Annotated in this window: 10 protein-coding genes and 1 pseudogene; 2 read left to right on the top strand and 9 right to left on the bottom strand. The window is 64.3% G+C overall.

The features are described from left to right. Positions 1-54: 54 nt before the first annotated feature. The 5 genes from alaS to D577_RS0100760 form a co-directional block, all read right to left on the bottom strand. Positions 55-2,670, bottom strand: coding sequence for an alanine--tRNA ligase (alaS, locus tag D577_RS0100780; RefSeq protein WP_018945700.1), 2,616 nt, complete (start codon positions 2,668-2,670; stop codon positions 55-57). A 169-nt stretch (positions 2,671-2,839) separates the two neighbouring features. Continuing rightward, positions 2,840-3,334: a regulatory protein RecX gene (locus D577_RS0100775; RefSeq protein ID WP_018945699.1), complete on the bottom strand. Its 495-nt coding sequence runs from the start codon at positions 3,332-3,334 to the stop codon at positions 2,840-2,842. Further along, the gene (recA, locus tag D577_RS0100770; protein ID WP_018945698.1) at positions 3,315-4,367 is read right to left on the bottom strand and encodes a recombinase RecA; all 1,053 of its coding nucleotides are present in this window, start codon (positions 4,365-4,367) and stop codon (positions 3,315-3,317) included. Before recA ends, D577_RS0100775 begins: the two co-directional genes overlap by 20 nt. A 165-nt stretch (positions 4,368-4,532) precedes the next feature. Further along, positions 4,533-4,865, bottom strand: coding sequence for a hypothetical protein (locus tag D577_RS0100765; protein ID WP_018945697.1), 333 nt, complete (start codon positions 4,863-4,865; stop codon positions 4,533-4,535). A gap of 199 nt (positions 4,866-5,064) precedes the next feature. Continuing rightward, complete coding sequence (locus D577_RS0100760) at positions 5,065-5,715, bottom strand: SOS response-associated peptidase (protein ID WP_018945696.1); 651 nt, start codon at positions 5,713-5,715, stop codon at positions 5,065-5,067. A 244-nt stretch (positions 5,716-5,959) separates the two neighbouring features. Here D577_RS0100760 and D577_RS0100755 point away from each other — a divergent pair, with 244 nt between their 5' ends. Both D577_RS0100755 and D577_RS0100750 read left to right on the top strand, forming a co-directional pair. Then, positions 5,960-6,763, top strand: coding sequence for a hypothetical protein (locus D577_RS0100755; protein WP_018945695.1), 804 nt, complete (start codon positions 5,960-5,962; stop codon positions 6,761-6,763). Between the two features lie 178 nt (positions 6,764-6,941). Continuing rightward, a complete protein-coding gene (locus tag D577_RS0100750) occupies positions 6,942-7,589 on the top strand; it encodes an ERCC4 domain-containing protein (protein ID WP_018945694.1) in 648 nt (215 codons plus the stop codon). A 52-nt stretch (positions 7,590-7,641) separates the two neighbouring features. Here the strand turns inward: D577_RS0100750 and D577_RS0100745 are convergent, their stop codons facing one another. From D577_RS0100745 to D577_RS0100735, 4 genes and pseudogenes are all read right to left on the bottom strand, one after another. Then, positions 7,642-8,418 (bottom strand): hypothetical protein, encoded by a 777-nt coding sequence (locus D577_RS0100745; RefSeq protein WP_155985554.1) that lies wholly within the window; start codon positions 8,416-8,418, stop codon positions 7,642-7,644. Between the two features lie 325 nt (positions 8,419-8,743). Next, positions 8,744-8,946, bottom strand: a pseudogene (locus tag D577_RS14415) (DUF6361 family protein); the annotation flags it as partial. 99 nt (positions 8,947-9,045) lie between these two features. Further along, on the bottom strand, positions 9,046-10,587 hold the full coding sequence (locus D577_RS13870) for a DUF726 domain-containing protein (protein ID WP_077244309.1): 1,542 nt from the start codon (positions 10,585-10,587) through the stop codon (positions 9,046-9,048). 117 nt (positions 10,588-10,704) lie between these two features. Then, a complete protein-coding gene (locus D577_RS0100735; protein WP_018945691.1) occupies positions 10,705-13,899 on the bottom strand; it encodes a type I restriction endonuclease subunit R in 3,195 nt (1,064 codons plus the stop codon). Between the last annotated feature and the right edge of the window lie 137 nt (positions 13,900-14,036).

Genomic DNA, 14,036 nt, shown 5'->3' with positions numbered 1-14,036 from the left:
ACACGAAATCGGGTTGCATCCAAAGCAAACCCGCCCTTCCAATCCGGAATTTGGTCAGCCCAGCAATTCGCGAACGGTGTCCTCCACCGAGGCCAGCGCTGCGTCGAGTTTCTCGGGGCTCTGCCCGCCGGCCATGGCCATGTCCGGCCGGCCACCGCCCTTGCCGTCGACCTGAGCGGCCACGCGGCCCACCACATCGCCGGCGCGGATCCGGCCGGTTTCCTCCTTGGTGACCCCGGCGACCAGCGAGACCTTGCCTTCCTCGGTGGCGGTGCCCAGCACCACCACGGCACGGCCGAGCTTCTGCTTGAGCTGATCGACCATGTCGCGCAGGGCCTTGGGCTCCACGCCCTCCACCGGGGCCGCCAGAACCTTGAGCCCGTCGACCTCCACCGCACGGCTGGAGAGGTCGTCGCCGGCCTGGCTGGCGAGCTTGCCCTTCAGGCGCTCGATCTCCTTCTCCAGCTCGCGATTGCGCTCCTGCAGCTGGCGCACCTTGTCCGGGGCGTCGGCGCGGCCGGCCCGCAGGCGGTCCGCCACCGCATCCAGATGGCCCAGCTGCTGGTCCATCCAGCGCAGGGCCACCTCGCCGGCCACCGCCTCGACGCGCCGGATCCCGGCGGCGACCCCGCCTTCGACCGTAATCCGGAACGGCCCGATGTCGCCGGTGCGCTCCACGTGGGTGCCACCGCACAGCTCGACCGAGGAACCGATCTTCAGCACCCGCACCTCGTCGCCGTATTTCTCCCCGAACAGGGCCACGGCACCCGACTCCATGGCCGAGTCGATGTCCATGATGCGGGTGTCGGTGGCCTCGTTCGCCAGGATCTCGGCGTTGACCTGATCCTCGATCGATTTCAGCTGCTCGGCCGTCAGCGGCTCCATGTGGGTGAAGTCGAACCGCAAGCGCTCGGAATCCACCAGCGAACCCTTTTGCTGCACGTGGTCGCCCAGCTGGTCACGCAGGGCCTTGTGCAGCAGATGGGTGGCCGAATGATGGCGCTTGATGGCCTCGCGCCGCGGCCCCTCCACCGAGCCGGACAGGCTCTGACCGACCTCCAGGGTGCCGGCGCGGACCTGGCCCACATGCAGATGCGCCGCGGCCTGTTTGCGGGTGTCCTGCACCTGGAAGCGGACGCCGGAGCCCGACAGGGTGCCGATGTCGCCCACCTGGCCGCCGGACTCGGCGTAGAACGGCGTGCGGTCGAGCACCACGATGCCCTCTTCGCCAACCTCCAGGCGCTCCACGGCCTCGCCCTCGCGGAACAGCGCCACCACGCGGCCGTCGCCCTCCAGGTATTCATAGCCGCAGAATTCGGTCATGTGGTCTTCCAGCCCCGGCAGATTGCCGGTATCCATGCTGAAGCGGGAGGCGGCGCGCGCCCGTTCGCGCTGCTTCTCCATCTCCGCCTCGAAACCGGCCATGTCCAGTTCCAGGTCGTGTTCGCGCGCGATGTCGCCGGTCAGGTCCACCGGGAAGCCGTAGGTGTCGTAGAGCAGGAAGATGGTCTCGCCCGGGATCACCCGCCCCTGCAGATCCTTGAGGTCCTCCTCCAGGATCTTCATGCCGTGGTCCAGGGTTTCGAGGAACTTGCGCTCCTCCTTCTCCAGGACCTTCTCCACCTGCTCGCCGGCCTTGACCAGCTCGGGATAGGCCTCGCCCATGGTGTCGATCAGCGGGCGCACCAGGCGGTAGAGGAACGCATCCTCGGAGCCGATCTGGAAGCCATGACGCGCCGCGCGCCGGATGATGCGCCGCAACACGTAGCCGCGCCCCTCGTTGGAGGGCAGCACGCCATCGGTAATAAGGAAAGCAATCGACCGGATATGGTCCGCGATCACGCGCAGCGAGGCGGAATCGGCTTCCTGCGCGCCGGTCACCCGCCGCGCCGCGGCGATAAGATCCTGGAACAGGTCGATCTCGTAGTTGGAATGCACGCCCTGCAGCACGGCCGACAGGCGCTCCAGGCCCATGCCGGTATCCACCGACGGGCTGGGCAGCGGATTCAGCGTGCCGTCCGCGTCGCGGTCGTACTGCATGAACACCAGGTTCCAGACCTCGATGTAGCGATCGCCATCCTCATCCGGCGAACCGGGCGGTCCGCCCGCCACTTCCGGGCCGTGGTCATAGAAGATCTCGGTGCAGGGACCGCAGGGCCCGGTGTCACCCATCTGCCAGAAATTGTCCGAGCCGCCGTCCGGATCGTCGCCAATGCGGATGATGCGTTCGGCCGGGACCTGGATCTCGTTGGCCCAGACGTTGTACGCGTCGTCATCGGTCTCGTAGACCGTGACCCACAGCCGCTCCGGCGTCAGGCCGAGGACATCCGTCAGAAAATCCCAGGCGTAGTGGATCGCGTCGCGCTTGAAGTAGTCGCCAAAGGAGAAGTTGCCCAGCATCTCGAAAAACGTGTGGTGCCGGGCGGTGTAGCCCACGTTCTCCAGGTCGTTGTGCTTGCCGCCGGCGCGCACACAGCGCTGGCTGGTCGCCGCGCGGCTGTACGGGCGCTTCTCGCGGCCGAGGAACACATCCTTGAACTGGACCATCCCCGCGTTGGTGAACAGCAGGGTGGGATCGTTGGCAGGCACCAGCGGGCTGGACGGCACCACGGTGTGGTCGTGCTGCGCAAAGAAATCGAGGAAACTCCGGCGTATGTCGGCGCTCTTCATGCGTGTCCGGTCGGGTATGGGGTCAAAAGCGGAATCGTATCACGCTCGCCCCCGACCCGCGTATTGCCGCCCGCTGCTTCGGGCCATGCTGCAGGAGCGCAGCCCCCTGCGCGATGGGGCGTTGGTGATGCCCAATCGGCCAGGGGGCTGGCCTCCTGCGTCCTGCGTCCTATGGGGTCTCGTCCTTCCAGGCGGCCAGCGCCCGGTGGGCGACATCGCCGGGGAAGCCGCGACCGGCCAGGTGACGCAGCATGCGGGCCTCGTCCTCGCGGGCCGCGGGGGGATGACGGAAATGGCGTTCGAGCTGGCCGCGGGCCTGTTCGACCCAGTCGACCTCCAGCGCCTCGATGGCGAGGCTCACGGTGTCGCCATCGATCCCGTTGTGCGCGAGCTCGGCGCGGATGCGCTGTTCGCCGTACCCCTGGCCGACCCGGTGGCGCGCCATGGACTCGGCGTAACGGGTCTCGTTGAGGTAGTCCAGTTCGCGCGCACGCTCCAGCGCGGCATCCACCGCGTCCCGTTCGAAGCCGCGCTCCGCCAGCTTGCGCGCCAGCTCCTGCGCGGCGTGTTCGCGCCGTACCAGGAGCTTGAGTCCGGCCTCCAGGGCCGCCTCGGGATCGGCCGGGTCGACCGGCGCCCCGCCCTTACGACGGGCTTTCGGCATCCTCGACCGCCGCCTCGGCGTCTTCGTCCGTCCCCTTGCCGCCGGCCGACGGCAGATAACGCTCGCGCAGGTTGCGTTCGAGCTCCTCGGCCTTGTCCGGGTTGTCCTTCAGGAACTGCCGGGCATTCTCCTTGCCCTGCCCGATACGTTCGCCGTTGTAGCTGTACCAGGCCCCGGCCTTGTCGATCAGGCCTTCCTTCACGCCCATCTCGATCAGCTCACCCACGCGCGAGATCCCCTCGCCGTACAGGATCTCGAAATGCGCCTCCTTGAACGGCGGCGCCATCTTGTTCTTCACCACCTTCACGCGGGTCTCGTTGCCGATCACCTCGTCGCCCTTCTTGATCGCACCGATGCGGCGGATATCCATGCGCACCGAGGAATAGAACTTGAGCGCGTTGCCGCCGGTGGTGGTTTCCGGGCTGCCGAACATCACGCCGATCTTCATGCGGATCTGGTTGATGAACACCACCAGCGTGTTCGAGCGCTTGATGTTGGCGGTGAGCTTGCGCAGCGCCTGCGACATCAGGCGCGCCTGCAGACCGACGTGCGAATCGCCCATCTCGCCCTCGATCTCGGCCTTGGGGGTGAGCGCCGCCACCGAGTCGACGATCACCACGTCCACCGCGCCGGAGCGCACCAGCATGTCGGCGATCTCCAGGGCCTGCTCGCCGGTATCCGGCTGCGAGACCAGCAGATCGTCCACGTTCACGCCCAGCTTCTCGGCATAGGTCGGGTCCAGCGCATGCTCGGCGTCCACGAACGCCGCCGTACCGCCGGCCTTCTGCGCCTCGGCCACCACCTGCAGGGTCAGGGTCGTCTTGCCCGAGGATTCCGGCCCGTAGACTTCGACCACGCGCCCGCGCGGCACGCCGCCGATGCCCAGCGCCACGTCCAGCGCCAGCGAACCGGTGGAGATCGAGGGCACATCCACCGCCTGGCGGTCCCCCATGCGCATCACGGCACCCTTGCCGAACTGTTTCTCGATCTGACCCAGCGCGGCCGTCAGGGCCTTCTTGCGATTCTCGTCCACGGTTTGCCTCCGGAATGGATAATGCTCGGGCGGTTAGGTGCGGGAGTATCCCACAGGCGGGGGGCGGACCCAAAGACACCCGGACTCGATCCCGGGCCCGCAACCTGTCGACATCCCCGAATGTGCACAGCCCGTATCGACACAGGCTTCGCACAGGCATCGTAGTCAGCCGCGAGGCTTTCCAGCTGCAGCGCCTTCGCTACGGCCGGTCATCGCTTCCAGCCGCTCCGTCAATCGCACGTCGATGGCCTCCAGCTCGACGCGCAGGGACTTCAGGGCGTCCTCGTCGCCGCCGGATCGCTCCAGCTCCGCCAGCCGGTTGGCGACGTCTTCCCGTTCCTTCATGGCCTCCTGAATCGCGTCTACCTGGCGGCTTTGTGCCTGCCATTCGGCCTGCTCGGCCTCGGCACGCCGCAGCAGACGGCGCCGTTGCCACACCCACAGCACTACCAGCAGCGCCAACACGCCGCCGATCAACATGTGGATATTGATGTTCATCGACGCTCCTCCCCGATATCCATATCACACAACCTCTTCCATTACAGGGTCTTTCTACCGCAGCCTCCTCCGAATCTCAAGCACCGTCGGCCGCCGCGGAAGATGACGCACGACTGTGTTGCTGCCGGAGGCGGATCCGACCGAGCGCCTGAACGAAACCCCGAAGGTTCCGGATTTCGAGTGAGATCATCAAAGGCCGTCAGGCGATGGCTTCGATCAGCGACGGGTCGTCCTCGGCAGGCCGGTTCACGCGGGTGGACACCGGGTGATATCGGAGGGCGTCGGGGTTCAGGCGCTGCGTCCGCGCCCGGATCGCGTCCCGTTCGGTGAGTGTCGGGTCCAGCCACTCCCAGCGGCAGGCGGCATCCAGTACCAGGGGCTTGCGCTCGTGGATATGCGCCAGACGGTCCGATGCGGGTTCGGTGATGATCGCGCAGCAGGCGCCGCCGTCGGTGGTGGGTTCCCAGATCCCCGCCATCATCAGCACGTCCTGCGGCGCGTCTTCAGCCAGGGTGATGTAGTACGGCTGCTTGCCCTGCTCCGTCCTGCGCCATTCGTACCAGCCATCGGCCAGCACGATGCAGCGGCGATGCGCGAACGCCGAGCGGAAATACGGGCTGGTGGCCACCTTCTCGGCCCGCGCGTTGATGGGCCGCGGGCCTTCCTCCACCCGTTCGGGACGAAAGCCCCAGAACATCGGCTGGAACACAACCGCCGCATCGTCGCCCGCCCGGAACCCTTCCAGCTCCGTCCCCGGCGCGACGTTGTACCGCGGTGCGTCGAAACCCGTATCGACCGGTACCTGGAAATAGCGCATGGCCAGCTCGCTGGTCGCGCTGTATCGCGTCATTCGTCCGCACATGGAGCCAGCATGCCACGGGCGCCGTGCAACCCGAACCCGGGGCTCCATCCCCTGCCGGCGGCACCGCCTTCCCCGGGTCCGGCTTACGCAGGACAGCGTCCAGCCTCATCGCCCCCTCCAAACAGAGGTGTCTCGGCCCGGCTGACATCCGGTTTCATTGGTCGGTCGATGGTGCGGTTCACGCCACGCCCCGACGCACATGCTCAGGCCAGCCACAAGGAGAAGCGAAACCGTGGGTAACCAACTGGTATTCAAGAACTGGGGCACTCCGTTCATGGGGCTCTTCGTGCTCGTGATGAGCGTGATCTTCCTGACCACGTTCGGCCGCAGCACGCATCTCGCCTGCGGGGCGGAGGAGCGCTACTGCGAACTCACCCGATCGGCCCCGTTCGGCATCCATGAATCCACCGAGGGCCGCTACCCCCTGGAAGAGATCCAGCAGGCCACACTGGGCGAGAGTCGGAACAGCGACGGCGACCGCACCTACTCCGCCAACCTGCAGCTGGACGACGGCTCGGTGGATATCCTAGGCTACAGCCGGAGCGGCCGATCCGGCGTTCAATCCATCGTGGACGAGGTCAACACCGGCCTCGACGATGTCCGTCAGGGCGGAGACTTCCACATGAGCCACCAGGTCACGTTCGGCCTGTGGATGCCCCTGGCGATGAGCGCGCTGGGTCTCTACCTGCTGCTGTTCCAGCGCAATGTCGTGGCCCTGTGGCTGCCGCCCGGAGTTAACCAGCTACAGGTCGCCGAACGGCGCTGGTGGCAGCCGGGGAGCCCCGGCAAGATCCGCGACATCCCCTTGCAGGACATCAGCCGGGTGGCCGTAGAGACGACCTGGTCGAGGTCACAGCGTTCCGGCCATAGCAAACCCGCCCACAGGCCGGTCATCTATCTGAAATCTGGGGAATCCATCCCCCTCTCCCGCACGCGCAGATCGGGCCAGGGCGCCTTCCGCCGGCAAGAGCAAGTGCGCCGCTTCCTCGAACAGGGCGGCGCATCGCTGGACGACGAGCCCGACGACCCCGCGTAACCGGGGTGAGGATCCGATCGGTGTCCCGGACAAACCCGCTCGGGCAGCTCGGGCAGGAACACCGGGGAGGGCGACGAACCGGCGCCCTCACGGTGGTATCCGAGACTGCATGAGGGATTGCGAGTTACCCCCTGCGCTCCGCCTAGACTGCGTGCGGGTCACACAACCGGAGTCCCCAATGGAAAATATTCATCTGCCGATCCGCGTCGACAAGCGCGAAAAGGGCAAGATCATCCAGCGCATCGAAGAGCTGGAGGGCGTGGAACTGGAATTCACCGATCTGGACGTGGGCGATTACGTCTTGCCCAACGGCGTCGTGATCGAACGCAAATCCGCGGCCGACATGGTCCTGAGCGTGGTCGACAAGAGCCTGTGGGAGAACGCCGCGAAGCTGAAGGCCAACTACCGGCAGGTGATCTACATCGTCGAAGGGGACCTGTACGAGCCGCGCTTCTACCAGCAGGCGCTGGACATCCATCGCGCCCTGGCCCACCTGACCATCGCCCTCGGCATCAGCGTGCTGCCCAGCCCCGATGCCGACAACAGCGGCATGCTCATCTACCTGACCGGCCTGAACGCACAGATCGAGCCGGATCCCGTCGACCGTGAGGCCGAGTCCGACAATCGGCGCAAGGTCGCCGAATTCATCCTCAGCGGCCTGCCCGGCGTCGCCGCGGACGAAGCCCGCGACCTGCTACGCCACGTTGGAAGCGTGCGCGACGTGATCAACGCCGACGCCGCTACCCTCGCCCGGACCGACGTCCTCGACCCCGAACGCGCTGAACGCATCGAGTCCGTCGTCACCTACGGCAGCCGCAAAAGCTGAGCCGGACGAGAGACCAGGGCCGGGACCTTCTCGCACCCGGCCCGACACGCGCTTAATCGCGACGGGAAGGATGACGCTCGCGCTGGATGGACTGCGAAACGACCGGTGCCCCCGGGTCGCCCGAAGCGATGGAACTTACCTTGAGCCACAGAGCCGCGATCTCGTCATCGCCCGGGTCAGCGTCGCGCAGCACGCCCTGGGTGGCAAAGTCCTGCGCCAGATTGACATCGATGACGACCTCGATGAACGGTGCACCCAAGCCGACCGCTTCACGCGGTTCCGGACAGGACCACCTCACACCGCCATTCTGCTGCTCTCCGAGACAACCGTGCTGAACCTGCAACTGGTCCAGCACCGTGGCCGGGCTGTGCGTGCCATCCGGCCCCATCGGGTCGTAGGGTGGCGTCAACGTCATCTCGGCTTCCGGATCCGTCTCCCAGGATCCAGGGGCCTGATCGGCTGGCGACTCCATCGACAGGCAGGAGATGCCCAGGCAGCTCATTGCAGCCGCCGTCTCGTCATCGATCTCGGCACGCGAGACCCGCAAAATCCAGGCCGTGCGCGCCTGAATGGTGTCCAGCACCATGCGATAGGACACATGCGGGTCCGGTTCTTCCCCTGTCTTTTCCCGAGGCAGCGCTTTCATCCTTTGCGGGCCCATGTTGAACCGGTCGATCTGCACGAAGCTGATCGGGGCCGTACAGCCCTTCGGCGGGAAGGACCCCAGCTCATCCATCCCGTAACGGATCCGGTATCGCGCATGGACCTGAGGACCTTCTTCTCCCTCGAGAATCAGAAGCGCACGCGTCATCGGTACAAGGCTGTTCATCGCGCGAACGGTTTCGACATCATCCCCGGCTGCGGTCCCGAGGAGCGATCCTCGATCTGCTTCTCGTCCACCGCCTCATAGCCCTCAACGGCCATGAAGATATCCGCCGGATCCGCCGTGGCAGGCGTCCCCAGAAGCCCCCCTGCCACGGCAATGGCCGCTACCCGCCACCAGGCCGGATACAAAGCGCACTTCGTGCGCGACATCCAATGGGAAAACATCATATATGGTCGCAACCTTCCATCGTCCACCGGTCCCGCGAACACCCCTGATCCCCCTCTTTATACTCCCTTGAGTGTCCGAAATCACTTGACCATTACATACACACCCACGCCGCCAGCAGCATGTAGCGCAAGCGCGTCTGGATCGTACTTGTGCCCGGAAAAAGCAGATCCACCCGGTTTCGCGAATTGCCCCAACCCCTAGCTCATCGCACGTATCGCGCTGCCCGCACATCGCCAGCAAGCGCATGCTCCTCTCGCGCGCCTCCGCATCATGGTCAAGCGAGGAAATTCTGGAACTGAACATCCAGCCCCTACCCTACACCCGTCTTACCTAATGTCCGAAAGTTGCCCTAATCAATTTCATATCTATTACCACAAACACTAACCTGAAAGGCCAAAACCGTCACGACACTTCACCGGATTCCAAAAAGCCCCGCAACTTTCCAATATATTCAGAGTGCCCCTCTACCTCGGTCGTAACATCAAAATTCTTTATCTCCGGATGAACAATCGGAGTCCGACCCACCGGACTACCACGGAAGAGCTCACCAACCGTATATGCGTACTTCAAAACATCATCATTCATCGAATAGTAGTTCTTTATCATTCCGTCAACCGCGGATGCCGCGACAGCCCAATCCACGACTTCATCCGCTTCTTCCGCCACCGAGTCACGCTGGTTGTCGGACGCGAAACTATCTATAGCCCCACCTAACAAATGCGCTTCAGCCACTTGCCTTCCTTGTGTTTCTGCAAGAGCACGCAAGCAGAAATAAATCACACGAGCGCCCAGCGAGTGCCCTACCAAAATGTATCGCTGGTCGGTCCTTGCAATCAGGTCTGCCAGCAACGCACCCGTCTGCGCCGCTTTGACGCGTGCCACAGACCAAGGATTGGACGCAACCCCAAGCGCCGACAACGCAGCACCGACCGGGCTCGCTTTCTTGGCCGCCGTCTTGAGACCTCTCTTACCTAACGTCGACATGGCATGCCAGCCCGCCGCCCTACTCGTTACCCCCCCTACCGACTCAGCGAGTTCCCGCAATCGCTTCGACTCCCACTTAACGTGCATGATCGGATTTTCGGGGTATCGCCTAATGACCCCTTTCAACCATTCTGCACCGGTTTTCTCATCCCCTTCAGTGAGAAATCCATTAATGCACAAAACCGCGGACCCCTCCCCGTCGGTCATCGGTTCAATCTCAAAGCCCTCAATATCTCCGTAATAACCATTGGCGATGATCGCGCCACTTCTTCCGCCAAGAGCGGAGCCAGTCGCCGTAACGACCGCGACTCCCCCCGCCATCCCGAGCCCCCCACTCGCGAGTGATCCACCGCCAAGGACCGCCAGGCCTTTGCTGGTAGCTGCTGCACCACTAAGACCATAAGCGCTGGAGCCGATCGCGGCACCCGCAGCGGGCGCCGCCAAGAATGCGAGCGGAGCGACAATTGCTGCGCCCCCCGTGACACCCGCCGCCGTGGTACCGATCTTCTTGAAATCCCTTCCGCTGCGTTCGAACAGACGCTGATAGTCCGTGATCACATCGAGCTTTTCATTCAAATATTGGAAATTCGCAATACTGCCGGAATGGACAGAGCAGAATTGATTTTCCCACCCCCATGACGACCCCTTTACCTCAGCCTCCGGATCATCGGCCTGGGAATCCTCGTGCTCAACCCCCTTCTCCCGGTACTTTGCAAAGCTGTCACAGACACGGCACTTCACGACAAAGTTTCCGCACCCATCACATGAGTAGACATTCCTTGAGAAATTCGAAGACTCAACAGGCGTACAGGTATGACGCTCAAAGCAAAAGGAACAATATTGCGGCCCTCGCTCCTCCAGATTTGAATCAGTAATTTCCCCTATCGTATCAGCAGCTTTTTCGGCGAAAGAGCTTGCTTGCCCAGCAATCTTGCTGGCGAACTCGTTAAACTTTTTCATAGCCCCCATCCAAGTGCATTCTTAATCGTTGTTACGAAGTGGACAGCTTTCCTGTTTTCGAACGTGTCCTTTATCAGCCGGGACCGCGATGGTCACCGCTTCAAATACATATCCAAATCACTGATCCATCCTTGTAGTGGCGGGCCTGTGTTCCCCTACTCCGCCGGTTAGCAAGCGCAGTATCAGCAAGGCGAAATCACGCTGGCGCTCCGGGTCGTCCAGGACCTGCATGGAGAGTTTTTCGTGGTCGGTCATGGCGTCGAGGACGGTGTCGGTGACGCGTTTGGGGAACAGGCCGTGCATCACCTGGTCTGGGCTGTGGTTCTCGACCTGGGCCATTACGGCGTCGTCGCGGCGGATGCGGTCGGCGATGCCGTTGGCGAACTGGAGCTTGTCTTCGTCGCTCACCTCGGCGCCAAAGAGTTCGTTGAGCTGGTCGATGATCTCGGAAAGGCGTTTCTTTTCCGGGTCGTGTGGCTTGCCCGACCCGACGTCGGAGACGGGCTTGAGGCCTTCGTAATCGGCGCCTTCCTCTTCCAGGCTCAGGCGCTGTTCGGCGCGCTTGTTCAGGCGGTAGTGGGTCAGCTCCAGTTCGTCGACGTCGATTTGCTCTTCTTCGAGGTTCTCGATGCGCAGCAGCGGGTGCAGGGCGCGGGCATAAACGTTGAGCTGTTCCAGCTCGTGGTCCTCGAAGTCGACGATCTGTGACAGGAACTCGTAGCTGCGCACGAAGCTCTGCAGGTTCTTGCGGAACAGGTCGAGCTCGTCGCGGGTGGTGTGGGCGTCCTTCAGCTCCTGTTCGGCGCGGTGCAGGCCGGGTTTGTCGCCATTGCGTTCGGCTTCGTCGTAGGCGGCCTGCCAGGTCTGGATCTGCTCCAGCACCGCCTTGTAGCGGGCGTGGTAGCGTTCCTTGGCCGGCTGACAGTAGTAGCTGAGCTGGCTGGCGCCGGCCTTCGGGTCGAAGAAGGCGCGGGCGAAGTTCTCCACCTCGTCCCAATGGTAGATGCCGGCGGCGTCGAGGCTCTTCTGCAGGTCGTAGACGATCTGCGGGTCGGAGACGTCAGCCAGCTCGGCCTTGTTGTAGTACGGGCGGAAGGCCTCGAGGATGTCTTCGGCATCGTTGAAGAAGTCGAGGACGAAGGTGTCCTCCTTGCCCGGGAAGGTGCGGTTCAGGCGCGAGAGGGTCTGCACGCACTCCACGCCCTGCAGCTTCTTGTCCACGTACATGGCGCAGAGCCTGGGCTGGTCGAACCCGGTCTGGAACTTGTTGGCGACGATCATCACGTTGTATTCGTCGGTGTCGAACGCCTCGGCCAGGTCACGCCCCTTCAGCCCCGGGTTCAGCAGCGAGCTGGTCTCGGTCACCTCCTCGGGGATCACCTCGTCCGGCAGGACGGAGCCGGAGAAGGCGACCAGCGCGTGCACGTCGGTATAGCCCTTCTCCTGGATATAGGCGCGCATGGCCAGCGCGTAGCGCACGGCCTCCTGGCGGCTGCCGGTCACCACCATGGCCTTGGCCTGGCCGTCCAGCAGGTGGCGCACGTTGGCGCGGAAGTGCTCGACGATCACCTCGACCTTCTGGGAGATGTTGTAGGGGTGCAGGCGCACCCAGCGGGCGATCTTCGTCGAGGCCTTGCGCGACTCCACCTCCTGCTCGTCGGCGTGCGGGTGCGCCAGCTTCCAGGCAGTGGAGTACGTGGTGTAGTTCTTCAGCACGTCGAGGATGAAGCCTTCCTCGATGGCCTGGCGCATGGAGTACAGATGGAAGGGCTCGGGCTTGTTGTCCGCCGAGGCCGGCAGCTCCGGATCCGGCGGGCGTCCGAACAGCTCCAGGGTCTTCGCCTTGGGGGTGGCGGTGCAGGCGTAGTAGCTGATGCGCTCGGCCGGCTTGCGCGCGGCCACGGCCGCGTCCAGCAGCTCTTCGGCGCTGATCTCTTCATCCTCCGGCTTGTCGGTGCCCAGGATGGCCTTGAGCTTGGTAGCGGAGGAACCGGTCTGCGAGGAATGCGCCTCGTCGGCGATCACTGCGTAGCGCCCGGCGGCCAGCTCCGGGCGCTTGTCCAGCGCGTCGAACAGCGCCGGGAAGGTCTGGATGGTCACGATGATGATGCGGGTCTGCTCGGCCAGCGCCTCGGCCAGTTGCTCCGACTTGCTCTGGTTGCCGACATCGCGGGTGATGGGCCGTACCACCCCGTGCGCGTGCTCGAACTGGTAGATGGTGTCCTGGAGCTGGCTGTCCAGCACGGTGCGGTCGGTGACGACCACCACGGAGTTGAACAGCTTCTGGCCGCTCTCGTCGTACAGCGAGGCGAGCTGGTGCGCGATCCAGGCAATCGAGTTGGACTTGCCGGAGCCCGCGCTGTGCTGGATCAGGTAGCGCTGGCCGGCGCCTTCCTCCCGCGTGGCCGCGATCAACTGGTTCACCACGTCCCACTGGTGGAAGCGCGGGAAGATCAGGGTCTCCTTCTTGCTGCGCTTGCCGTGGAAGTCCTCGACCGTCTTCTGCTCCAGATGCAGGAAACGGCCAAGCACCTTGAGCCAGGCATCGGGCTGGAACACCTGCTGCCACAGGTAACCGGTGGCGTAGCTGTCCGGGTCCGGCGGTGCGGGGTTGCCGGCCCCACCGTCCTCGGTGCCCTGGTTGAAGGGCAAGAAGAACGTGTCCTTGCCAGCCAGGCGGGTCGCCATCGCCACCTCGTGCTGGCTGACCGCGAAATGCACCAACGCCCCACGCTTGGGGGTGAGCAGCGGCTCGGGCTTGCGGGTGACTGGGTCCTTCAGCGGGCGGTCGCGCCGGTACTGGCGCTTGGCGTTCTCCACCGACTGCTTGAACTCGCTCTTCAGCTCCAGCGTCGCGGTGGGGATGCCGTTGACGAACAGCACCAGATCCAGACGCGGGTTGTACTCCCCGCTGCGCGCATGCGGCGAGTACGAGACTTCCGGCACCACGCGCAGGCGGTTGGCGCCGTAGCGGGCCTGGGACTCGGGGTTCATACCGTGGTCGGGCTTGAAGCTGCACAGATCGAGCTTCACGCCGGGTGTCTTCACCCCGTGGCGTAGTACATCCAGCGTCCCGCCGCGCTCCAGCTCGCGCGTGACCGCGCGCACGAGGGCCCGTTGCGGGTCCTGCGGGTTCTTCGCGGCGAACTTCTCCCAGCGCTCCGGCCAGGCCTCCTGCAGGTAGCCGACCAGATCCTCGGTGTACAGCGCGCTCAAAGCGTCATAGCCGCCGGCCGGACCGGTCAGCCAGCCATCGGCGGTCATCGCGTCGATGATGTCCTGCTGGAACTGTGCCTCCCTGCTGTCCGCCACGATGCTTCTCCCCAGTGTTACTCTCTTTTAGTCGCCGGTCGGTGTGCTGCCACGACTATCTGCACCCTCTACCAACGTCTCTTTAACGAATTGCCAAACCGATATCACTAGCGCCACCCCGGTACCTATCAAATCAA

The sequence above is a fragment of the Thioalkalivibrio sp. AKL17 genome (assembly GCF_000377885.1).
GTDB classification, from domain to species: Bacteria; Pseudomonadota; Gammaproteobacteria; order Ectothiorhodospirales; family Ectothiorhodospiraceae; genus Thioalkalivibrio; species Thioalkalivibrio halophilus.
This window is presented reverse-complemented; position numbering and strand designations above follow the sequence as displayed.